We start from the raw sequence: 21,100 nt of genomic DNA on the forward strand, positions 1-21,100 counted from the left end.
GACTATCATGATCATCAAGATCCTCGGTTCGGGTTGCAAGAAATGCGTCACCCTCGGTGAGAATGCCAAGGCGGCGGCAGAGGCGGCCGGCAGGGAGGCTGAGATCGTCAAGATCACCGATTTTGCCGAAATTGCCGCCTATGGCGTGATGTCCACACCCGGTCTGGTGGTGGATGAAAAGGTACTCTCGGCCGGCAAGGTGCTGAGCGCAGAAGAGATCGGCCGCCTGCTGTGACCGAGTACCGGGTTTCCGCCCGCCGCATCGACAGCCACGGCAGCCTTGCCGTGGCCAAGGAGGCCGAGGTGGTGCTGGACACCGACATGGCCGGCCGCCGCGATGCGATGAATCCGGTGGAACTGCTGCTGTCGGCCCTTGCTGCGTGCATGCTGAAGGGGATCGAGCGGGTCACGCCGATGCTCTCGTTCCAGATCGAGGGGGCCGAGGTGCAACTGGAGGCCGTCCGTCAGGACGCACCGCCCAAGCTGATGCTGATCCGGTATCAGATCACGGTGGACAGCACTGAGACAGACCAGCGGCTGGACCTACTGCATCGCAACATCCTGAAATACGGCACGATCTCGAACACTCTGTCGGGGGCTGTGCCTTTGGAAGGCACTCTGATCCGGAAGGGCTGATCACGTAGCCGCCGACAGGTTTACCCGCTTCATCAACGCCTCGGCGGTTTCCTTGCGTTCGGAATAGCGGTCCACGAGGTAGTCGGCGCGGTCGCGGGTCAGCAGGGTGAATTTCATCAGCTCCTCCATCACGTCAACGATCCGGTCATAGAGCGGCGAGGGGCGCATCCGCCCCGCCTCGTCGAACTCCTGAAACGCTTTCGGGATCGAGGATTGGTTGGGGATGGTGATCAGCCGCATCCAGCGCCCCAGAAGCCGCATCTGGTTCACCGCGTTGAAGCTTTGCGACCCGCCCGAGACCTGCATCACGGCCAGCGTCTTGCCCTGCGTCGGCCGCACGGCACCTTCGGACAACGGGATCCAGTCCACTTGCGTCTTCATCAGCCCGGTCATGGCACCGTGGCGCTCGGGGGAGGACCAGACCATGCCTTCGCACCAAGCGACCAGATCGCGCAGCTCGCGCACCTTGGGGTGACTGGCATCCACGCCGTCATCGACCAGCGGCAGGCCCGAGGGGTTGAAGACCCGCACCTCTGCCCCCAGCCGGGTCAGGATTCGCCCGGCCTCCTCGCCCGACAGGCGGCTGAAGCTGCGGGGGCGCAGCGAGCCATAAAGGATCAGGATGCGGGGCGGGTGGGTCTTGTGGGTGGGCGTCAGCAGGGCCGCCTCGTCAAGCCCGGGGAACAGGGTGTCGTCGATATTGGGCGTGTCAGACAAGACGGTTTCCTTCCGCATCAAGGATCAATTGGCCATCTTCCTTGGCAAACGGCCCCGCGGGCATCCGCTCCAGCAGGTCCAGCACCACTTCGGACGGACGGCACAGGCGCACGCCCTTGGGGGTGCAGACGAGGGGGCGGTTCACAAGGATCGGGTGCCGGAACATCGCATCCAGCAGCTGATCCTCGGTGACTTCGGGCGCGGTCAGCCCCATTTCCTCGGCCGGCGAGCGGACGATCCTGAGCGCTTGCCGCGCCGTGATCCCCGCGGCGGCGAACAGCGCCAGAAGCTGGGACCGCGTCCAGCCTTCCACAAGGTACTCGATCACCACCGGCTGATATCCCGCCGCCCGGATCATCCCCAGCACATTGCGCGAGGTGCCGCAGCCGGGGTTGTGATGGATGACGACCGGAAAGCTCATGCCGGGAACCTGCCCCGGGTCCGGTTGGCGAAGGCGACCAGCGACAGCATCACCGGCACCTCGACCAGCACGCCCACCACGGTCACCAGCGCGGCGCCAGAATTGAGGCCGAAGAGCCCGATCGCCACGGCCACCGCCAGCTCGAAGAAGTTCGAGGTGCCGATCAGCGCGCAGGGCGCCGCGATCTTGTGCGGCAGCCGCCAGAGATAGGCCCAGCCATAGCCTAGCGCGAAGATGCCGTAGGACTGGATGATGATCGGGACGGCCAGCAAAGCGATCAGCCCCGGCTGCGCCAGAATGACCGGCCCCTGAAACCCGAACAGCAGCACCACCGTCAGCAGCAGCCCCAGGATCGAAGCGGGCTTGATGCGCGCGGTGAAGGCCGCAACCGCCGCCTCGCCGCCCTGCCGGATCAGGGCAGAGCGTGTCAGCACCCCGGCCACCAGCGGGATCACCACGTAAAGCACCGTCGAGAGGATCAGCGTCTCCCACGGCACGGCAATATCTGTGACTCCCAGCAGGAAGGCGACGATCGGTGCGAAGGCCACCACCATGATCAGGTCATTCAGGCTGACCTGAACCAGCGTGTAGTTCGCATCCCCCTTGGTCATCTGCGACCAGACGAACACCATCGCCGTGCAGGGCGCCGCCCCCAGCAGGATCAGCCCGGCGATGTATTCCGGGGCCTTGGCCCCGTCGATCAGCCCGGCAAACAGATGCTGGAAGAACAGCACGCCCAGGGCCGCCATGGTGAAGGGCTTGATCAGCCAGTTGATCACCACCGTGATGATCAGCCCCTTGGGCCGCTTGCCCACCGATTTCAGCGAGCCGAGATCGACCGCCACCATCATCGGATAGACCATCGCCCAGATCAGCACCGCAACGACCAGATTGACCGAGGCGTATTCAAGGCCGGCCAGCGTGCCAAAGAGGCCTGGCAGCAGGCTGCCAAGCGCAAGGCCGGCAAGGATGCACAGCGCGACCCACAGGGTCAGATAGCGTTCAAACAGGCTCATGATGCGGCTCTCTGTTCGGGGATGTGGCAGGCCTCGCATTCGGGCGCCACCAGCGACGCCACGAAGGCGGACAGCAGGGCAAGCGCTTCGGGGTTCAGCGCATAGCATACGCGGGGGCCGGAGATTTCCCCCGTGATCACCCCGGCCGTCTTGAGGATGCGCAAATGTTCCGAGACGGTCGATTGCGCAAGGCCGACAGCATCCACGATATCGCCGCCAATGCAGCCCGGCGTGGCCAGCAACAGCCGCAAGATGCGCAGCCGCGCCGGATGCGCCAGCGCCTTTGCGAGATCGGCAACCTGCTGATCGCGGACGTCAGAGGCGGGAGATGGGCTGAAGGGCATGGTCTGCCTCTGCATTCGTTTATCGTCGATTGCCGATCAAGTAGAGCCCCCCATGCCCGCGGTCAACCGCCAATGTGCAGGCTGTGTGCGTGTCTCCGCCGGCCTAGCGCCTCGCACAAGGCGCATGGCAAGATGGCAGGGCAGGCGAAGTTTGCTCTTCTGACCCGCGGCGTGGCGGCCTATCGTGGCGAACGCCGATCCGAGCACAGGGAAAGCGCGCGCCATCACGGCCGCCGCAACAGGGAGTCCCAGCCGCGTGGAGCCATTGATGAAACGGCGTGCCCTTCTGGCGGGCGCCCTCGCCGCCGGCCTCGCAGGCCGGGCCCGCGCGGAACCCGTGTTCCGCATGGGCCTGACCCCGGTGTTTCTCGACAACGATGCCGCCGTGGTCGATGGGCTCCGCGAGGCATTGTCCCGCGGGATGGGGCGCCAGATAGAGCTGGTGCAACGGCGCACCTATCAGGAAATCACCGGCCTCTTGCTGGAACGCTCCGTCGATGCGGCCTGGCTCTGTGGCTATCCCTATCTGCAACATGCTGATGCGCTTGGGCTGGTCGCGGTGCCCTCGTGGCGCGGCGGGCCGCGGTATCAGTCCTACCTGATCGTCGCCGCGGACGATCCGGCCACGGGGCTGCCCGATCTGCGCGGGGGTACCCATGCCTTTTCCGACCCCGATTCGAACTCTGGCTATCTTGTCACCGCATCCGACCTGCGCCGCGCGGGGGAGCGGGCCGAGACCTTCTTCAGTCGCGCGATCTTCACCTACGGGCATCGCAACGTCGTGCGCGCCGTCGCCGATGGGCTGGTGCGCTCGGGCAGCGTGGATGGATATGTCTGGGAGTCGCTGGCGACCATCGAACCGGCGCTGACTGCGCGCACCCGGGTGATTGCCCGGTCGGAATGGCTGGGGTTCCCGCCGATCTGCGCGCGGCGCGACAGCACCGGGTCCGAGCCCGTTCTGGCCCTGCGCCGCGCGCTTCTGGGCATGGGCGATACGCCCGAGGGCCGGCAGGCGCTTGCTGCCCTGCAGATTGACGGATTTCAGCCTGCGTCGGACGCGCTCTTTGACGGGATCGCCACCCGCATGCGCGATCTGGAGGCCTGACCGATGCAGGCGCTTGGCCGGCTTCCCCTCTCGCTCAAGCTGCCGCTGCTCGGCGCGGCGATGATGGTTCTGGTCGGCGCTGTTGCCTCGCAGCAGGTGCTGCGCGCCCTGGCAGGGGTTCAGGACGCGCGGGTACAGGAACTGGCGCAGATGCATGTCGAGGGGCTGTCGGTGGCGCTTGGCCCGCTGGTGCTGCGCCGCGATGTCTGGGAGGTGTATGACACGCTTGACCGGGCCTCGCAGGGCGGCGAAGGGCGGCGCATGATCCTGACCGCGGTGGCGGATGATACGGGGCGCGTGCTGGCGGCAACTGATCCGGGCCGGGTGCCGATGGACAGCGCCATCGCCGATCTGGCGCAGGGCGCCGCGGCGCTGGAGGATCTGTCGGTGGGCGGGTCGGGTCCGGTCCTGCGGCTGCTGGCGCCGCTGATCTATCAAGGCCGAATGGTGGGCGAGATCGTGACCGAGCTTGACGTATCGGACCTGCTGATCGAACGGCGGCGGGCGCTGATGCTGCTGATCCTTGGCAATGCGGTGGCCATCGGCGTGCTGGCCATGGCAGGCTATGCGGCCCTGCGCCAGATGCTGCGACCCGTGTCCACGCTGGCGCGGCAGATGACACGGACGGAAGGAAAGCCCTATCCGATCCCTGCGGCCGAAATTCCGCGCGGCGATGGCGAGTTGGCGCGCCTTGCCCGCACCTACAACGCCATGGTGGGCGCGGTCGCCGCCAAGGCCGAGGCCGAGAAGCGGCTGGCAGAGCGTGAGCGCTTCGTGGCGCTTGGCCGCCTCTCCTCCTCGCTGGCGCATGAGATCAACAATCCCCTGGGCGGGCTGCTGAACGCGGCCGATACCATCCGAACCTTCTCGGACCGGCCCGAGGTGGTGCGCCAGTCGGCCGACCTGCTGGACCGGGGCCTGCGCCATCTGCGCGACGTGACCCGCGCCTCGCTGGACCAGAACCGCATGGATATGGAGCACAGGCCGCTGAGCGCTGAGGATTTCGCCGACCTCAAGCTGCTGATCCAGCCCGAGCTGTCGCGGCAGGCGCAAGGCATGGACTGGTCGGTTGACCTGCCGGGTGTCCCGCCCGGCCTCGCCGCAGGGCCGGTCCGCCAGATCGCGCTGAACCTGCTGCTCAACGCCAGTGCTGCCGCCGGGCGCGAGGGCAGGATCGGGCTGGACGCATCGCAGGGCGGTGCCGGCCTCGCCATCGCCATTTCCGACAATGGGGCAGGGATGCCACAAGCCGCGCTGGACCGGCTGCTGACCGATGCGCCGCTGTCGCCCGGCGGCGGGGTCGGGCTGCGGCTGGTGCGCGACCTGACGCTTGGCCTTGGCGGCCACATCGCGCATCACCGGGCGGGTGGCGTGACCCGCATCATCGTCAGTTTCGGGCCGGAACCGGGGGTGCAAGATGCTGAAGGGTAGCCGCATCGTGCTGGTCGAGGATGATGAGATCATGGGCGCATCGCTGCTTCAGCGGCTGGAGCTGGAGGGGGCGCATGTCCTGTGGCTCAAGCAGATGGGGCGCGCGCTTGGCGCGATCCGCACCCCCAGCCAGCCCATCGACGCGGTGATCTGCGATATAGGCCTACCCGACGGGACGGGCGAGGAGCTGTTCGCAACGCTCGCCCGCAGCGGCACGCCGCCGCCCTTCCTGTTCATCACCGGGCAGGGCGGGATCGGGCAGGCCGTGCGGCTGATCAAGTCGGGCGCGGCGGATTACGTGACCAAGCCCTTCGACATGTCGGTGTTCCTGGAACGGCTCAGCCTGCTGGTCCAGCCGCGCGCGGATATGGGCTTCCCGCCACTGATCGGCGTGTCCGCCGCGGCAAGCCGGGTCGAGGCGCTGATTGCCCGCGCCGCGCAGCACGCGCAGCCGGTGCTGATCCGCGGCGGCCCCGGGACCGGCAAGGACCTGATGGCGCGGCGCATCCACGACCTGTCCGACAGGCGGGCGGCGCCGTTCGTGACCGTCAGTCTGGCGCGAGAGGAAGATGCGGGGCAGGCCTTGCTGGGCGCGGGGCGCGGTCTTGCTGCGGTGGGGGATGGAACGCTTTTCATCAACGCCATCAGCCTGTTGGAGAGCGACGTTCAAGTGGCGCTGCTCCGCGCCCTCGACCGCGGCTTTGACGGCCGCCTGATCACCGCCTGCGGCAATACCCTCGAAGGCCTGATCGCCGAGCGCCGCTTCAGCCCCGAGTTGTTCTACCGGCTGGCGCAGATGGAGATCCCGGTCCCGCCGCTGGGGGCGCGCCCCGAGGATGCCGTCTGGCTGCTGCAGCAGCTGTTCCGCAAGCTTGCCCCCACCTATGCCCCGGCGCTGGACGGGATCAGCGCGCTTTGCGAGACCGCGGCGCGGGGACATGACTGGCCGGGCGGTGGGCGCGAGGTGCGGGCGCGGCTGGTGCGCGGGTTGGCGATGGCAGCGGGGCCGATGTTGCAACCCTCCGACCTCTTCCCCGAACACCTTGCCCGGTCCGATGCGATGATGTCGCTGGCCGAAGCGCGCGAGGCGGCAGAGAAGGCCCAGATCATCGCCGCGCTGGACCGGACCGAAGGCCAGATCGGCGAGGCGGCAAAGCTGTTGCGCATCGCCCGCACCACGCTTTGGGAGAAGATGCAGAAGTTCGACCTGTCCTGACCGGGCCCCGCTTCATGTTCGGATTTCCGAACGCCGTTTTTTCCTCAACAAAATCACCTGATAGCCGCGCTGCGGCGATCCGCACCCGCCCGTCGATCGGCCCCGCCGCTTCGAATACCCTTGTGCCAGACATCACTTGATGAGCCAGGGGAGGGTTCCAGCCAATGAAGTGCAACCGATTGGTCGACACCGGACGTCGACAGTTCCTGAGAGGCAGCCTGATGGCGACTGCGGGCGCCGCGGCATCGACCGTGCTGTCCCCCGCGCAGGCGAAGGCGCAGGCTCTTGCCCGGGTCGACTATCCGGCGAACCGGCTGGCGAACCTTGCCGATCTTGCGGTGAACGAGCCGCTGGACATCACCTATCCCGACGCGGAAAGCCCCGGAGTGCTGATCAAGCTGGGGCAAGCGGTCGAGGGCGGGATCGGGCCCGATGGCGATGTCGTCGCCTTCTCGGTGCTGTGCCCGCACAAGGGCTGGCAGATGAGCTATTCGGCCGAGGACAAGACCCTGAACTGCCCCGGTCACCATTCGCGGTTCGACTGCGAGTCGGGCGGCCAGCAGATCTGGGGCCATGCCACGCAGAACCTGCCGCAGTTCCTGCTGCGCGTGGATGCCGCTGGCGACATCTATGCCGAGGGCGTGGACGAGCTGATCTACGGCCGCCTGTCGAACGTGTTGTAAGGGAGAGAGATCAATGGCTTACAAGAGACAAGTTGACCGTCTGCCGATCATCCCCGCCGATGCGCAGGAATTCAACGTAACCTGCCACTACTGCATCGTCGGTTGCGGCTACAAGGCCTACACATGGCCGATGAACAAGCAGGGCGGCACGGATCCCAGCCAGAACAAGTTCGGCGTGGACCTGAGCGAGCAGCAGTATATGGAAACCGAGGCGTGGTATGCGCCCTCCATGTACAACGCCGTGCGCCAGAACGGCAAAGACGTGCATCTGGTGGTCAAGCCCGATGCCAATTGCGTCGTGAATTCTGGCCTCGGGTCGGTGCGCGGCGCGCGGATGGCCGAGAACCGCCCCTCGAAGGTGACCGGCACCCAGCAGCAGCGCCTGCACGATCCGCTGGTCTGGCGCAACGGGGTGTGGCAGCCCACAAGCTGGGACGATGCGCTGGATCTGGTGGCGCGGGTCACCGCCCGCGTGGTCACCGACGGCTCCGAGGATGACCTTGTCGTGTCGGTCTTCGACCATGGCGGATCGGCGGGCGGGTATGAGAATACCTGGGCGACCGGCAAGCTGTATTTCGACAGCATGAAGGTCAAGAACATCCGCATCCACAACCGCCCCGCCTATAACTCCGAGGTGCATTCCTCGCGCGATATGGGCGTGGACGAGCTGAACAACAGCTATGCGGACTATGAGGTGACGGACACCATCTTCGTCGTCGGCGCGAACCCGATGGAGTGCCAGACCAATCTTTACCTGAACCACATGGTTCCGGGGATGCAGTCGGGGGCCAAGTTCATCATGGTGGACCCGCGGCGCACCGTGTCTGTCCATTCGGCCGAGCAATATGCCGGGGCCGAGAATGTGCTGCACCTTCCGATCAAGGAAGGCACCGACCTTGCGCTGCTGAACGCGATCATGACCGAGATCGTCGATCAAGGCTGGACCGATGCTGAGTTCATCGCCGCCTCGACCTTTCAGGACGGCCAGGCCGTCGCGCAGGACGAGGCGCATCCCGCCAGCCTTGGCAGCCTCGAGCATGCCATGCAGGCGATCCGCCTGTCGCTGGCCGAGGCGGAAAAGGTCTGCGGCATTCCGGCTGCCGATATCGCCAAGGCTGCCGAATGGATCGCCAAGCCGAAGGACGATGGCGCCCGCCGCAAATGCACGCTGGCCTATGAGAAGGGCATCATCTGGGGCAATGACAATTACCGCGTGGTCGGGGCGATGGTGAACATCGCGCTGGCCACCGGCAATGTCGGCCGCGAGGGCACCGGGGTCTGTCGTCTGGGCGGACACCAGGAGGGCTATTTCCGCCCGGCCGATGGCCATGTCGGCCGCCCCGCGGAATATGTGGACCAGTTCCTGATCCGCGGCCTTGGCGGGGTTCACCACATCTGGGCCTGCGATCACCACAAGACCACGATCAACGCATCGGAGTTCAAACGCGTCCACAAGCGCCGGGCCGACATGGTCAAGGACGCGATCGACGCCGCTGCCGGTGGCACGCGCGAACAGCTTGTCGAGGCGATCGTCTCGGCGATCAGCGCGGGCGGGCTGTTCGTGGTGGACATGGATATCATCCACAGCCAGATCGGCCAGAACGCCCATGTGATCTTGCCCGCCTGCGAGGCAAGCGAGATGAACCTCACCTCGATGAACGGCGAGCGGCGGTTGCGGCTGTCCGAGAAATACATGGATCCCTTCGGCAATTCCCGCCCCGACTGCCTGATCGCCGCCGGGCTTGCCCAGAACATGGAGCGCGTGCTGCGGAGCATGGGCCAGGACGCCTATGCCGACCAGTTCAAGGGCTATGACTGGGAGACGGAAGAAGACGCCTTCATGGACGGCTACAACACCGCCAATCCCGAGGTGACCTATGAGCGCCTGCGCGCCGCCGGCAATAACGGGGTGCAGGAACCTGTGACCGGCTACGCGAATGGCGCGCTGGTGGGGACCGAACGGCTCTATACCGACGGGGTCTTCACCCGGCACGGGCGCGAGGATGGCAAGGCGCTGTTCTGCGCCTCTGGCTGGCGGGGCTGGCAGGCGCCGGGCAAGGCGCGCGAACAGGCGGCGCACAAATACTGGATCAACAACGTGCGCGCCAACATCTTCTGGCAGAACCAGTTCCTCGACCAGCGCAACGAGTTCGTGCAGGACCGCTTCCCCTATCCGTTCATCGAGATGAACCCCGATGACATGGTGGAGGAGGGCCTGAATCCCGGCGATCTGGTCGAGATCATCAACGACAATGGCGTGACGCAGGGCATGATCTATCCCACCGCCACCGCCAAGCGCCACCAGGTTGCCATGGTCTTCGGCTCGCCGGCCGGCAGCCAGGGCAACGTCATCAATGAGGGCGTGAACGAGCTGGTGCTGCCCAACTACAAGCATTGCTGGGGCGATATCCGCAAGGTCTCGAATGCAACGCGCGAGTCGGCGCGGGTCACCTTCAAGTCCAAGCAAGTGGTGCTCTGACCAGCAGATGAAACTGGCCCTTCCCTCGGGGGGAGGGCCGCGTAATTTCAGGAGAGCCATGATCCGTCCTCTCGACTGCTCCGCCGGCAAGACCGGGCCGACGTTGACGGTCGATGCGGCGCGGCTGCGCGCCATCGCCGTTGCGCGGCCGGTGGTGGAGGAGCAGCGGCTGGCCCTTGATGATGCGGTGGGGCGCGTGCTGTCCGGCGCGGTGTTTGCCGCCGCGGACCTGCCGCCCTTCGATAATTCGGCGATGGATGGTTATGCCCTGCGACGGGGCGATCTGGCGGGCGCGGGCCCGTGGACGCTGATTGCCACCGACAGGATCGCCGCGGGCGACGGCCGGGCCGCCGCCCTTGCCCAAGGTAGGGCCGCCCGCATCTTCACTGGCGCGCCGATCCCCGCGGGTGCGGATGCCGTGGTCATGCAAGAAGATGTCATTCCCGCAGGCGGCAGGATCACCCTCTCGCACCGCCCCGCGTCTGGCCAGAACATCCGCAGGCGGGGCGAGGATCTGGCAGCAGGCGCGCAGGCCCTGGCCGCCGGGGTGGTGCTGACCCCGCAACGCCTTGCGCTGCTGGCCGGCTGCGGGCTGTCCGCGGCTGTGGTGCGGCGGCGGGTGCGGGTGGCGATCCTGGCGACCGGCAATGAGCTGACGGAACCGGGACGCCCGCTGGCCCATGGCCAGATCTACAACTCCAACCGCGTGCTGCTGCGCTCCACTCTGGCCCGTCTGCCCTGGGTGGAGCTGACCGATCTGGGCATCGTGCCCGATGACCGCGCGATCATCCGCGCCACGATCCGGCGAGCTGCCGGCGCGCATGATGTGGTGATCTCGTCAGGCGGGGTGTCGGCCGGCGAGGAAGACCACATTCTCGACGCGCTCCGGCGTGAGGCGGCAGAGCTGGATGTGCTGAAGGTCGCCATCCGCCCCGGCAAACCACTGACCGTGGGGCGTCTTGGGCAGGCGCTCTATTTCGGCCTGCCCGGAAATCCCTATGCGGCAGCAATCACCTTTGCCCAGATCGCGCAGCCTGCGCTTCGCAGGGTCGCTGGGTTGACCGAAGAACCCGACACCTGGCTGCCTGGCGTTGCGGGATTCACCTATCTGCGCAAGACGGGGCGCCGCGAGTATCTTCCGGTCCGATGGGACAGGCGGGATGCGATGGGCCGCCCGGTTCTGGAGCGGCTTGGCCAAGGGGCGTCAGCCTCGCTTTCGCCGCTTGCGCTGGCCATGGGCATCGCCGTCATCCCGCCTGAACTGTCACAGGTGCTGCCGGGTGCACCGCTTCACGTTACTTGCCTGCTCGAGTGACCGGGCGCTTCAGTCGGCCCAAGCGCGCCCCGGCCAGCTGAACACTATCAGGCCCGAGCCGACACCCGCCCTCGCTGGCGTCAGAGAATCAGCGCAGAATCGGAAACTTCCGCAGGGGATCCGTTGGCCACGGCCGGCCCGGGAAAACCTTGACAAGAAAGGCGACGGTTGTCGAATCGAGGGGCAAGGCCGCTTTGGCCCGGATACGGTGCCCTCATCCACAGCCATCACTCGCTTCATGATGGTTGTCATAAATTCGTTACAAAACATGCATCCATTCGTCACGGACACTGCCTAACCGTAAGCCCGTGGTTGGGCCGCGACCTTGTGGCCTAAATCCTAACCTTGGGAGCTTCTAATGTCCTACATGAAATTCACCGTCTCGGCTCTGGCTATGGCCGCACTGTCGGCGACTGCCGCTTCTGCCCGTGACCAGGTCCAGATTTCTGGTTCCTCGACCGTGCTGCCCTACGCCACCATCGTCGCCGAAGCCTTCGGCGAAAACTTCGACTTCCCGACCCCGGTCGTGGAAGGTGGCGGCTCGGGTGCCGGCCGCAAGAAAATGTGTGAAGGCGTTGGCGAAAACACCGTCGACATCGCGAACTCGTCCTCGAAGATCACCAAGGGCGACTATGAGCTCTGCGTGTCGAACGGCGTGACCGAGATCATGGAAGTCCGCTTCGGCTATGACGGCATCGTGTTCGCTTCGGACATCAACGGCCCGGCCTTCGCGTTCACCCCGGCCGACATCCACAACGCCCTGGCTGCCAAGGTCCTCAAGGACGGCGCCCTGGTCGACAACACCGCCAAGACCTGGGCCGACGTGAACCCCGAGCTGCCGGCTCAGGACATCATGGTCTTCGTTCCGGGCACCAAGCACGGCACCCGTGAAGTGTTCGACGAGAAAGTCATCATCGCTGGTTGCGAAGAGAACGGCACCCTGGCCGCTCATGAAGCTGCTGGCGCTGAAGATGCCGAAGATGCCTGCATGGCGCTGCGCACCGACGGCCTGTCGATCGACATCGATGGCGACTACACCGAGACCCTGGCTCGCGTTGACGCGAACAAGAACGGCGTCGGCGTCTTCGGTCTGTCGTTCTACCAGAACAACACCGACAAGCTGCAGGTCGCCACGATGAACGGTGTGGTTCCGACCACCGAAGCCATCGCTGCTGCTGAATACCCGGTCTCGCGTCCGCTCTACTTCTACGTGAAGAAAGCCCATATCGGCGTGATCCCCGGCCTGAAAGAATACGTCTCGTTCTTCCTGTCGGACGACATGGCTGGCCCGGACGGCCCGCTGGCCGCCTACGGCCTGGTTTCCGACCCGGAGCTGGCCGAGACTCAGGCGCTGATCGAAGCCGAAACCCCGATGGAAGCGATCCAGTAATCTTTGGATCAACGGAGGGCGCCATAAGGCGCCCTCTTCACCTCTTGTGAGAACCGGATTTCCCATGAGCGTCGGCATACTGACCCTGATCGTCCTTGCCCTGGCCGTTGTCGGCTTTTTCGTCGGTCGCAGCCGCGCCATGAGCAGCGTTGGCGGTGATGCAAGGAAACTGCATTCTCTGCCGGGCTATTATGGCCAGACAGTCTCGCTCTTCACCGCGGTGCCCGCCTTCGCGCTGATGGCCCTCTGGCTGTTCGTTCAGCCGATGGTGATCGATGCGCGCATCGTCGGCCAGCTTGGCCCGCAGATCGCGGAAGATGCCACGGCGTCGAAGCTCGCGATGGAAGATGTCTCGCGCATCGCCAGCGGCCTTGATGCGCTGCAGGCCGCGCGCGGCATGACCAACGAAGAGATGCGCGACATGCGCGCCGACTTCTCCGACATCCGCGGCCGGCTGGCCGAGGTCGGGGTTGCGCTTGGGTCCGAGGTGAACCCGCAGATCTTCGAGATGGCCAAGGACTACCGCATCATGCAGGCGCGAGGCGCGATGATGATGTCGGTGCTTGTGCTGGCGGCTGCGGCTGCAGGGTTCGTGGTCGCGCTTCGCCGCATCCACGGCGAGTTCCGCGCGCGCAACGTGTCGGAAACCTTCGTGCGCTGGCTGCTGATCGCCTCGGCCGGGGTGGCCATCCTGACGACCATCGGCATCGTGATGTCGCTGATGTCGGAAACCATCCGCTTCTTCGGCATGTATCCGATTGCCGACTTCTTCCTTGGCTTCACCTGGAACCCGCAATTCCGCGGTGGATCCGATCTTGGCCTGATCCCGCTGCTGTGGGGCACGCTCTATATCAGCTTCGTGTCGATGGTGGTGGCTGTGCCGATTGGCATCTTCGCGGCGATCTATACCGCGGAATACGCCCCGCCCAAGGTCCGCGCGGTGGTGAAGCCCGTGATCGAGCTGATCGCCGGCATCCCGACCGTGGTGTTCGGCCTCTTTGCCCTTGTGACCGTTGGCCCATTCCTGCGCGATTACATCGCCATGCCGCTTGGCCTTGGCAACTCTGGTTCCTCGGTGATGACCGCGGGCCTGGTGATCGGGGTGCTGAACATCCCGTTCATCTCGTCGCTGACCGATGACATCATCAACGCGGTGCCGCAATCGATGCGTGACGGGTCCTACGGGCTTGGCGCGACCAAGTCGGAAACCATCCGCAAGGTGGTTCTGCCCGCAGCGCTGCCTGGCATCGTCGGTGCCATCCTGCTCGCCGCCAGCCGCGCCATCGGCGAAACGATGATCGTGACGATGGGCGCGGGCGCCGCGGCCAAGCTTGGCCTGAACCCCTTCGAGGCGATGACCACGATCACCGTGAAGATCGTCAGCCAGCTGACCGGCGACATCGCCTTCGATGCGCCTGAAACGCTGGTCGCCTTCGCACTCGGCATGACACTCTTCGTGATCACGCTGTGCCTCAATATCTTCGCGCTCTGGATCGTGCGCAAATACCGGGAGCAGTACGAATGACCGATATCAGCCCGACCTCTGCGGACGCGCCGAAGCCCAAGGCCCATGGCTCGCTGCTGGAAGCGACGCCGCTGATGAAGCGCCGCAATGCTGCCGAAAAGCGGTTCCACGCTTATGGCATCGCTGCCATCGTGGTGGCGCTGCTGACGCTGACCGTGATGCTGTTCACCATCATCCGCGACGGCCATTCCGCCTTCTACCAGGCGACGATGACCTTCCCGGTCACCATCGATGCTGCCGTGGTCGACAAGACCGGCTCGGGCGACGTGGCCGAGATGTCCAAGGTCACCACCATCGGCTACGCCCGCATTCTCGGCGAGTCGCTGGTCAAGTATCTGGCCGATGAGGGCCTTGTGGTCGAAGGCATGACCGACAAGGAAATCACCGACATGATTTCCAAGGACGCACCGGCCCGTCTGCGCGACCGCGTTCTGGCCGATCCGTCGCTGGTGGGGCAGACCGTGACGGTCGATGCCTTCACGGGTGGCCGCGTCGATGGTTACTTCAAGGGCCGCGTTACCCGCGAGATCGCCGAGCGCGACTCCAACGTGACGGTGACCCAGCTCGACATGGCCGACCTGATGGAAGAGGCGGGGGTCCTGCGCTCGAAGTTCAACTGGAGCTTCATCACCGCGCCGGACGCCTCGGACCTGCGCCCCGAGGCCGCCGGCCTTGGCGTCGCGCTGCTTGGCACGCTGTACATGATGCTGCTGACCTTCATCTTCACGCTGCCGATCGGTGTGGCCGCCTCGATCTATCTTGAGGAGTTCGCGCCGAAGAACCGGCTGACCGACCTGATCGAGGTGAATATCTCGAACCTCGCGGCCGTGCCGTCCATCGTCTACGGTATCCTGGGCCTCGCGATCTTCATCAACTTTGCCGGGCTTCCCTCTTCTGCCCCGCTGGTCGGTGCGCTGGTGCTGACGCTGATGACCTTGCCGACGATCATCATCGCCACCCGCGCCGCGATCCGCGCCGTGCCGCCTTCGATCCGCGATGCGGCACTGGGGGTCGGCGCGTCGAAGATGCAGACGGTTGTCCACCATGTGCTGCCGCTGGCGGCACCCGGCATCCTGACCGGCACCATCCTCGGCCTTGCCTCGGCTGCCGGGGAAACCGGGCCGCTGCTGCTGATCGGGATGGTTGCCTTCGTGACCAACTACCCCGCCAGCCCGCTTGATGGCGGCTTCCTCGACCCGGCCAGCGCGCTTCCGGTGCAGGTCTACTCCTGGGCCTCGCGCTCGGACCCGGCGTTCATCGAACGCTCTTCGGGGGCGATCATCGTGCTGCTGATCTTCCTATTTTTCATGAACGCGCTTGCCATCGTGCTGCGCCGCCGCTTTGAACGCCGCTGGTAAGGGGGCCCCGCCATGAACGACATGCGAATCGTGGAGAGAGACGTGGATATCACCGAGAACAAGATCACGGCCCGTGGGGTTCAGGTGTATTACGGCACCAACCATGCGCTCAAAGACGTGGACGTCGATATCCTCGACAAGACCGTCACCGCCTTCATCGGCCCCTCGGGCTGCGGCAAGTCGACTTTCCTGCGCTGCCTGAACCGGATGAACGACACGGTCGCCAGCGCACGGGTGGAGGGCAAGATCCTGCTGGAAGGCGAGGATATCTATGACCCGAAGGTCGATCCGGTGCAGCTGCGCGCCAAGGTCGGGATGGTGTTCCAGAAGCCGAACCCCTTCCCGAAGTCGATCTATGACAACGTGGCTTACGGCCCCAAGATCCACGGCCTGACCCGCAACAAGGCCGAGCTGGACGAGATCGTCGAAAAGTCGCTGCGCCGCGCCGCGATCTGGAACGAGGTCAAGGACCGGCTCGACGCGTCGGGCACCGGCCTGTCGGGCGGCCAGCAGCAGCGTCTGTGCATTGCACGCGCGGTTGCGACCAACCCCGAAGTTCTGCTGATGGACGAGCCCTGCTCGGCGCTCGACCCCATCGCCACGGCCCAGGTCGAGGAACTGATCGACGAGCTGCGCGCCGAGTATTCGGTGGTCATCGTCACGCACTCGATGCAGCAGGCCGCGCGCGTGAGCCAGAAGACCGCGTTCTTCCACCTTGGCCATCTGGTCGAGTATGGTGAGACCGGGCAGATCTTCACTAATCCGCAGGATCCGCGGACGGAAAGCTACATCACTGGCCGGATCGGGTGACATCATGACCATGAGCAAAGAACCGCATATCGCCTCGGTCTTCGACCGGGATCTGGAAGCCATCCAGGCGATGATCATGAAGATGGGTGGGCTGGTCGAGGCCCAGATCCTCGACGCCGCCCTGGCGCTGGAAACCCGCGACGAAGAGCTGGCCGAGAAGGTCCGCAATACCGACGCGCTGGTCGACGAGATGGAAGAGCTGGTGAATGCCGAGGCCGCGCGCCTGCTGGCGCTGCGCTCGCCCACCGCGACCGACCTGCGCACCGTGCTGACCGTGATGAAGATCGCCGCCAGCCTGGAGCGGGTCGGCGATTACTGCAAGAACATGGCCAAGCGCAGCCATGTTCTGGCCCAGATGCCGGCCATCGCCGGTTCGGGCGGCGCGCTGCGGCGGATGGCCAAGGCCGTCGAAGTGATGCTCAAGGACTCGCTGGACAGCTACATCCAGCATGATCTGGAACTTGCCCATGACGTGCGTGCACGCGACCGGGACGTGGACCAGATGTACAACGCGCTGTTCCGCGAATTCCTGACCTACATGATGGAAGATCCGCGCAATATCACGCCTTGCATGCATCTGCACTTCATCGCCAAGAACATCGAGCGTATGGGCGACCATGCGACCACCATCGCGGAACAGGTGATCTATCTGATCACCGGAACCGTGCCGGACGAGCCGCGTATCAAGGGCGAAAGCGTGATGCCGGCGGATCTGGGCGACGGCGAGGACTGAAAACATGCCTGCTGACACCCCCTCGGTCCTCATCGTCGAGGACGAACCTGCGCAGCGCGAAGTGCTGGCCTACAATCTTGAGGCTGAAGGATTTCGCGTCGCTCAGGCCGAAAACGGCGAAGAGGCGTTGCTGCTGGTATCCGAAGACCGGCCCGATCTGATCGTGCTGGACTGGATGCTGCCGAACGTCTCGGGGATCGAGGTCTGCCGGCGGCTGAAAAGCCGCAGCGAGACGCGGGGTGTGCCGATCATCATGCTCTCGGCCCGGTCAGAAGAAGTGGACCGGGTTCGCGGGCTGGAAACCGGCGCCGATGACTATGTCATCAAACCCTATTCGGTCGTGGAACTGATGGCCCGGGTCCGCACGCAATTGCGCCGCACCCGGCCTGCTACCGTGGGCGAGACGCTGATGTTCGAGGATATCCGGCTCGATGCGGAAAGCCACAAGGTGTTCCGCGGCGAGGCGCTGCTGAAGCTGGGCCCGACCGAATTCCGGCTGCTGGCGACCTTCATGGAAAAGCCGGGCAGGGTCTGGAGCCGCGAGCAACTGCTCGACCGGGTCTGGGGCCGCGACATCTATGTCGATACGCGGACGGTGGACGTGCATATCGGCCGCCTGCGCAAGGCTTTGTGCCAACAGGGTGGCGAAGATCCGGTGCGCACCGTGCGCGGCGCGGGCTACGCGCTCGGCTAACCCCGCATGACCCGCGCCCTCTTGCCCGCAGCAGGATCTGCTGAAGTCGAGTTGCCGCGTGTGACCATTCTTGCTGGCAAGGCCGACCTGTCATTCCTCGGGCCGCAGGGTGTGCTGGCGACCAGCTTCGACTGCTCGGTCGCCCAAACCGAGGCAGACGCAAGGTCGATCATTGTCACGCAGCGCCCCGATCTTCTGCTCATCGCGTGGTCCCCCGAACATGAAGACCTGCCCGGGATTGTCGCCCGGCTGCGCGAGTCCTCTCGCACGCGATATCTGCCGGTTGTCGCCTGGGGCGACGAGCGGGCTTGGCTGTCCTCGCCCCTGCTCAGTGGCGGGTCTGTCGATGAGGTCATCTCGGATCTCAGCCGTGCGGAAATCGGCATCGCGGCGCTGAGGGCGCTTTTGCGCCGTGTGCGGCCGGAGGCACTGACCGGACGGCTGGAGTTCGCTGACCTGACCATCAATGAGCTGGAGCGCCGCGTCGAATGGGACGGCAGCATGATCCATTTATCCCCGACCGAGTATCGGCTTCTGGCCAGTCTTGTTGACGAGCCATCGCATATGCTGACGCGGGAGCAGATATTGCGGCGGGTCTGGGGCCACGTCTCCGATACATCAAGGCAGATCGATCAGGTCGTGAAAGGCCTGCGCCTGCTTCTGCGTCCGCTTCAGGCCGAGCATCTGATCGAAACGGTTCGCGGCATCGGCTATCGGCTTGCCGCCAGCGCAGAGCCCGAGCGGCGGCCCCTCTGATCCGGCCCGCCGCGGTGCCCCGCGGCTAGATGATCGCGGACCGCACCTTGGCCGACACCCATTCCGACAGCACCACCGTCGCCAGGATCACCAGCAGGATCAGCGTCACCTGCGGCCATGCCAGCGTGTTCAGCGAGTTTTGCAGCTTCAGCCCCAGCCCGCCGGCACCCACCAGCCCCAGGATTGCGCTCTCGCGGATGTTGATGTCCCAGCGGAACACCGTGATGCCCCAGAAGGCCGGCAGGATCTGCGGCACGATGGCGTAGTTCAGCACCTGCGCCTGGCTCGCGCCGGTGGCGGTGATCGCCTCCACCTGCCGGATGTCGGTTTCTTCGATGCCCTCATAGAGCAGCTTGCCGATGAAGCCGATGGAGCGCAGGCCGATGGCGATGATCCCGGCCAGCAGGCCCGGTCCAAGGATGGCGACCAGCAGCAGCGCCCAGATCAGCGAGTTGATGGAGCGCGAGGCGACGATGATGAACAGCGCGATGGGGCGCAGGATCAGCGGGAAGGGCGAGGTGTTGCGCGCCGCCATGAAGGCGACAGGCACCGCCAGGATCACCCCCAGCAGCGTGCCAAGCGTCGCCATGTTCAGCGTGTCCCACAGCGGCACCATCAGCTCGCCCAGATAGGACCAGCGAGGCGGCCACATCCGCCCGCCAATGTCGGCGGCCTGCTTGGGCGCGTCCTGCACGAACATCCAGATCGTGTTCTCGTTCATCACCTGCCAACACCAGACGAACAGCGCGACAAGGCACAGCCAGCCGAACCACAGCGCGAGGCGCACCTTCGGGCTGCGGAACTGCCAGCTTGCGGGGAAATCGCTCATTGCAGGAATTTCCTCAGATAGCTGGAGCTGTATTCGGCCACCATCACCAGCGCGATGATCATCAGAAGGATCGCCCCGGCGCTGTCATATTCATAGCGGTCGATGGCGGTGTTCAGCGTGGCGCCGATGCCGCCCGCGCCGACGATGCCGATCACCGCGCTTTCGCGGAAGTTGATGTCGAGCCGGTAGAGCGACAGGCCGATCAGCCGCGGCATCACCTGCGGCTGGATCGCGTAGTTGATCAACTGGCCCCAGGAGGCGCCGGTGGCGCGGATCGCCTCGGCCTGCGCCTCGTCGATATCCTCGATGTCCTCGGCAAGCAGTTTCGAGATGAAGCCGATGGTGGCGAAGGACAGGGTCAGGAAGCCGGCGAAGGGGCCGAAGCCGAACATCGCCACGAAGAAGATCGCGACGATGATTTCCTGCAGCGCGCGGCTGATGGCGATGATGCTGCGGCAGATCGCATAGATCCAGCGGGGGGCGACGTTGCGCGCAGCCCCGATGCCGATGGGGATCGATATGGCGACGCCGACGACGGTCGAGGTCAGCGTCATCGTCAGGCTTTCGATCAGTCCCTGGCTGATGTCGCGCCAGCGGCTGGAAAAATCGGGCGACAGGAAGCCCATGATGAAGCGCATCCCGCGCTCACCGCCCTCGGTGATGCGCGTCCAGTTCACTTCCAGCGTGCCTATCGCGAAGACCAGATAGGCCAGCGCCCCCAGCTGCAGTGCGATGCGCCAGCCGCGATGGGTGAAGATCTGCGGCGGGCGCCGCCATGTGGTTGGATAGGTTGTCATGCCGGGATGACCGACAGTCGGCGCAGCGCGTCCGCCTCGGCGTCCTTGTCGTCTTCATGGCCTTTGCGCATCGCGGTCCAGTCTTCGGACCCGTAGATCTCGGTCAGGGCGCTTTCGGTCAGCTGGTCAGGGGTGCCGTCGAACACCACCTGCCCGGCGCGCAGGCCAATGATGCGCTGCATGAACTGCTGGGCCAGCGGCACGTCATGGATATTGACGATGGCGGGCAGGCCGGATTCGGTGCAGATCTCGACCAGAAGCCGCATGATCTGGCGGCTGGTCTTGGGGTCGAGGCTGGCGGTTGGCTCATCGACCAGCAGCAGCTCGGGTTCCTGCGCCAGCGCCCGCGCGATGCCGACCCGCTGACGCTGGCCGCCCGACAGCGCATCGGCGCGCTTGTCGGCATGGGTCATCAGGCCGACGCGGTCCAGAAGGCGATAGGCGCGCTGGATATCAGCGGGCGGGAAGCGGCGGGTGAAGCTTGCCCAAAAGCCGACATAGCCGAGCCGGCCCGACAGCACGTTTTCCATCACGCTCAGCCGTTCGACCAGTGCGTATTCCTGAAAGATCATCCCGATCCGGCGCCGCTGCGCTCGCAGGTCGCGCACGCCAAGCCCGGTCAGGTCGCGCCCGCCAAGGGCGATGCGCCCCGAGGTCGGTTCCACCAGACGGTTGATACAGCGGATCAGCGTCGACTTGCCCGCGCCCGAAGGCCCGATCAGCCCGACGATCTGGCCCTTGGGGACAGAGAAGCTGACATCGCTGAGCGCGGTGTCGCCGGTCTTGTAGGTCTTGGTCAGGCCCTGAAGCTCTAGCATCGTGCATCCTGTCTGGCAGACATGAAA

The 21,100-nt window shown here is 65.4% G+C and carries 22 protein-coding genes; 15 read left to right on the top strand and 7 right to left on the bottom strand.

What is annotated here, in order from left to right; translation table 11 throughout:
* The first annotated feature begins 7 nt into the window (after positions 1-7).
* Both Q8S30_RS09240 and Q8S30_RS09245 read left to right on the top strand, forming a co-directional pair.
* Positions 8-235 carry a thioredoxin family protein gene (locus Q8S30_RS09240; RefSeq protein ID WP_305665736.1) on the top strand — a complete coding sequence of 76 codons (228 nt, stop codon included), beginning with the start codon at positions 8-10 and terminating at the stop codon, positions 233-235.
* The gene (locus Q8S30_RS09245; RefSeq protein WP_305665737.1) at positions 232-636 is read left to right on the top strand and encodes an OsmC family protein; all 405 of its coding nucleotides are present in this window, start codon (positions 232-234) and stop codon (positions 634-636) included. The genes Q8S30_RS09240 and Q8S30_RS09245 overlap by 4 nt, the downstream gene beginning before the upstream one ends.
* Here the strand turns inward: Q8S30_RS09245 and arsH are convergent, their stop codons facing one another.
* Genes arsH through Q8S30_RS09265 form a run of 4 tightly spaced genes read right to left on the bottom strand, consistent with a single transcriptional unit; the run spans position 637 to position 3,149 of the window.
* Complete coding sequence (gene arsH / locus Q8S30_RS09250) at positions 637-1,371, bottom strand: arsenical resistance protein ArsH (RefSeq protein WP_305665738.1); 735 nt, start codon at positions 1,369-1,371, stop codon at positions 637-639. It abuts the gene before it with no gap.
* Positions 1,346-1,774 (bottom strand): arsenate reductase (glutaredoxin), encoded by a 429-nt coding sequence (gene arsC, locus Q8S30_RS09255; RefSeq protein ID WP_305665739.1) that lies wholly within the window; start codon positions 1,772-1,774, stop codon positions 1,346-1,348. Before arsC ends, arsH begins: the two co-directional genes overlap by 26 nt.
* Positions 1,771-2,790 (bottom strand): ACR3 family arsenite efflux transporter, encoded by a 1,020-nt coding sequence (gene arsB, locus Q8S30_RS09260; protein WP_305665740.1) that lies wholly within the window; start codon positions 2,788-2,790, stop codon positions 1,771-1,773. Before arsB ends, arsC begins: the two co-directional genes overlap by 4 nt.
* Entirely contained in the window at positions 2,787-3,149 is a 363-nt protein-coding gene (locus Q8S30_RS09265) for a helix-turn-helix transcriptional regulator (RefSeq protein WP_305665741.1), read from the bottom strand. The genes arsB and Q8S30_RS09265 overlap by 4 nt, the downstream gene beginning before the upstream one ends.
* A gap of 253 nt (positions 3,150-3,402) precedes the next feature.
* Between Q8S30_RS09265 and Q8S30_RS09270 the strand changes: the two genes are divergently transcribed.
* The 13 genes from Q8S30_RS09270 (at position 3,403) to Q8S30_RS09330 (ending at position 18,629) form a co-directional block, all read left to right on the top strand.
* A complete protein-coding gene (locus Q8S30_RS09270; RefSeq protein ID WP_305665742.1) occupies positions 3,403-4,239 on the top strand; it encodes a PhnD/SsuA/transferrin family substrate-binding protein in 837 nt (278 codons plus the stop codon).
* Positions 4,240-4,242: 3 nt separating this feature from the next.
* Positions 4,243-5,670: a HAMP domain-containing sensor histidine kinase gene (locus Q8S30_RS09275; RefSeq protein ID WP_305665743.1), complete on the top strand. Its 1,428-nt coding sequence runs from the start codon at positions 4,243-4,245 to the stop codon at positions 5,668-5,670.
* Entirely contained in the window at positions 5,657-6,886 is a 1,230-nt protein-coding gene (locus Q8S30_RS09280) for a sigma-54 dependent transcriptional regulator (RefSeq protein WP_305665744.1), read from the top strand. The genes Q8S30_RS09275 and Q8S30_RS09280 overlap by 14 nt, the downstream gene beginning before the upstream one ends.
* Before the next feature lie 221 nt (positions 6,887-7,107).
* Positions 7,108-7,569: an arsenate reductase (azurin) small subunit gene (locus Q8S30_RS09285; protein ID WP_305665745.1), complete on the top strand. Its 462-nt coding sequence runs from the start codon at positions 7,108-7,110 to the stop codon at positions 7,567-7,569.
* A gap of 13 nt (positions 7,570-7,582) precedes the next feature.
* Entirely contained in the window at positions 7,583-10,048 is a 2,466-nt protein-coding gene (locus Q8S30_RS09290) for an arsenate reductase (azurin) large subunit (RefSeq protein WP_305665746.1), read from the top strand.
* Positions 10,049-10,106: 58 nt separating this feature from the next.
* Positions 10,107-11,363, top strand: coding sequence for a gephyrin-like molybdotransferase Glp (gene glp / locus Q8S30_RS09295; protein ID WP_305665747.1), 1,257 nt, complete (start codon positions 10,107-10,109; stop codon positions 11,361-11,363).
* A gap of 358 nt (positions 11,364-11,721) precedes the next feature.
* A complete protein-coding gene (locus Q8S30_RS09300; RefSeq protein ID WP_305665748.1) occupies positions 11,722-12,753 on the top strand; it encodes a substrate-binding domain-containing protein in 1,032 nt (343 codons plus the stop codon).
* Between the two features lie 64 nt (positions 12,754-12,817).
* Positions 12,818-14,278: a phosphate ABC transporter permease subunit PstC gene (gene pstC, locus Q8S30_RS09305; protein WP_305665749.1), complete on the top strand. Its 1,461-nt coding sequence runs from the start codon at positions 12,818-12,820 to the stop codon at positions 14,276-14,278.
* Entirely contained in the window at positions 14,275-15,636 is a 1,362-nt protein-coding gene (gene pstA, locus Q8S30_RS09310; protein WP_305665750.1) for a phosphate ABC transporter permease PstA, read from the top strand. Before pstC ends, pstA begins: the two co-directional genes overlap by 4 nt.
* 12 nt (positions 15,637-15,648) lie before the next feature.
* Complete coding sequence (gene pstB, locus Q8S30_RS09315) at positions 15,649-16,446, top strand: phosphate ABC transporter ATP-binding protein PstB (RefSeq protein WP_305665751.1); 798 nt, start codon at positions 15,649-15,651, stop codon at positions 16,444-16,446.
* Between the two features lie 10 nt (positions 16,447-16,456).
* Positions 16,457-17,179: a phosphate signaling complex protein PhoU gene (gene phoU / locus Q8S30_RS09320; RefSeq protein ID WP_305666054.1), complete on the top strand. Its 723-nt coding sequence runs from the start codon at positions 16,457-16,459 to the stop codon at positions 17,177-17,179.
* 4 nt (positions 17,180-17,183) lie between these two features.
* Positions 17,184-17,873 carry a phosphate regulon transcriptional regulator PhoB gene (gene phoB, locus Q8S30_RS09325; RefSeq protein WP_161342618.1) on the top strand — a complete coding sequence of 230 codons (690 nt, stop codon included), beginning with the start codon at positions 17,184-17,186 and terminating at the stop codon, positions 17,871-17,873.
* Positions 17,874-17,879: 6 nt separating this feature from the next.
* A complete protein-coding gene (locus Q8S30_RS09330; RefSeq protein WP_305665752.1) occupies positions 17,880-18,629 on the top strand; it encodes a winged helix-turn-helix domain-containing protein in 750 nt (249 codons plus the stop codon).
* A 25-nt stretch (positions 18,630-18,654) separates the two neighbouring features.
* Here the strand turns inward: Q8S30_RS09330 and phnE (Q8S30_RS09335) are convergent, their stop codons facing one another.
* Genes phnE (Q8S30_RS09335) through phnC form a run of 3 tightly spaced genes read right to left on the bottom strand, consistent with a single transcriptional unit; the run spans position 18,655 to position 21,073 of the window.
* Positions 18,655-19,458: a phosphonate ABC transporter, permease protein PhnE gene (phnE, locus tag Q8S30_RS09335; RefSeq protein ID WP_305665753.1), complete on the bottom strand. Its 804-nt coding sequence runs from the start codon at positions 19,456-19,458 to the stop codon at positions 18,655-18,657.
* Complete coding sequence (gene phnE, locus Q8S30_RS09340) at positions 19,455-20,255, bottom strand: phosphonate ABC transporter, permease protein PhnE (RefSeq protein ID WP_305665754.1); 801 nt, start codon at positions 20,253-20,255, stop codon at positions 19,455-19,457. Before phnE (Q8S30_RS09340) ends, phnE (Q8S30_RS09335) begins: the two co-directional genes overlap by 4 nt.
* The gene (gene phnC / locus Q8S30_RS09345) at positions 20,252-21,073 is read right to left on the bottom strand and encodes a phosphonate ABC transporter ATP-binding protein (RefSeq protein WP_305665755.1); all 822 of its coding nucleotides are present in this window, start codon (positions 21,071-21,073) and stop codon (positions 20,252-20,254) included. Before phnC ends, phnE (Q8S30_RS09340) begins: the two co-directional genes overlap by 4 nt.
* Positions 21,074-21,100 lie beyond the last annotated feature (27 nt).

Origin of the sequence: Frigidibacter sp., assembly GCF_030695035.1 — a bacterium.
Lineage (GTDB): Bacteria > Pseudomonadota > Alphaproteobacteria > Rhodobacterales > Rhodobacteraceae > Frigidibacter.

Coding starts and splice junctions, on each gene's coding strand:
- Q8S30_RS09240 (WP_305665736.1), top strand. CDS start 8: ATGATCATCAAGATCCTCGGTTCGGGTTGCAAGAAATGCGTCACCCTC.
- arsH (WP_305665738.1), bottom strand. CDS start 1,371: ATGCGGAAGGAAACCGTCTTGTCTGACACGCCCAATATCGACGACACC.
- arsC (WP_305665739.1), bottom strand. CDS start 1,774: ATGAGCTTTCCGGTCGTCATCCATCACAACCCCGGCTGCGGCACCTCG.
- arsB (WP_305665740.1), bottom strand. CDS start 2,790: ATGAGCCTGTTTGAACGCTATCTGACCCTGTGGGTCGCGCTGTGCATC.
- Q8S30_RS09265 (WP_305665741.1), bottom strand. CDS start 3,149: ATGCAGAGGCAGACCATGCCCTTCAGCCCATCTCCCGCCTCTGACGTC.
- Q8S30_RS09270 (WP_305665742.1), top strand. CDS start 3,403: ATGAAACGGCGTGCCCTTCTGGCGGGCGCCCTCGCCGCCGGCCTCGCA.
- Q8S30_RS09275 (WP_305665743.1), top strand. CDS start 4,243: ATGCAGGCGCTTGGCCGGCTTCCCCTCTCGCTCAAGCTGCCGCTGCTC.
- Q8S30_RS09280 (WP_305665744.1), top strand. CDS start 5,657: ATGCTGAAGGGTAGCCGCATCGTGCTGGTCGAGGATGATGAGATCATG.
- Q8S30_RS09285 (WP_305665745.1), top strand. CDS start 7,108: ATGGCGACTGCGGGCGCCGCGGCATCGACCGTGCTGTCCCCCGCGCAG.
- Q8S30_RS09290 (WP_305665746.1), top strand. CDS start 7,583: ATGGCTTACAAGAGACAAGTTGACCGTCTGCCGATCATCCCCGCCGAT.
- glp (WP_305665747.1), top strand. CDS start 10,107: ATGATCCGTCCTCTCGACTGCTCCGCCGGCAAGACCGGGCCGACGTTG.
- Q8S30_RS09300 (WP_305665748.1), top strand. CDS start 11,722: ATGTCCTACATGAAATTCACCGTCTCGGCTCTGGCTATGGCCGCACTG.
- pstC (WP_305665749.1), top strand. CDS start 12,818: ATGAGCGTCGGCATACTGACCCTGATCGTCCTTGCCCTGGCCGTTGTC.
- pstA (WP_305665750.1), top strand. CDS start 14,275: ATGACCGATATCAGCCCGACCTCTGCGGACGCGCCGAAGCCCAAGGCC.
- pstB (WP_305665751.1), top strand. CDS start 15,649: ATGAACGACATGCGAATCGTGGAGAGAGACGTGGATATCACCGAGAAC.
- phoU (WP_305666054.1), top strand. CDS start 16,457: ATGAGCAAAGAACCGCATATCGCCTCGGTCTTCGACCGGGATCTGGAA.
- phoB (WP_161342618.1), top strand. CDS start 17,184: ATGCCTGCTGACACCCCCTCGGTCCTCATCGTCGAGGACGAACCTGCG.
- Q8S30_RS09330 (WP_305665752.1), top strand. CDS start 17,880: ATGACCCGCGCCCTCTTGCCCGCAGCAGGATCTGCTGAAGTCGAGTTG.
- phnE (WP_305665753.1), bottom strand. CDS start 19,458: ATGAGCGATTTCCCCGCAAGCTGGCAGTTCCGCAGCCCGAAGGTGCGC.
- phnE (WP_305665754.1), bottom strand. CDS start 20,255: ATGACAACCTATCCAACCACATGGCGGCGCCCGCCGCAGATCTTCACC.
- phnC (WP_305665755.1), bottom strand. CDS start 21,073: ATGCTAGAGCTTCAGGGCCTGACCAAGACCTACAAGACCGGCGACACC.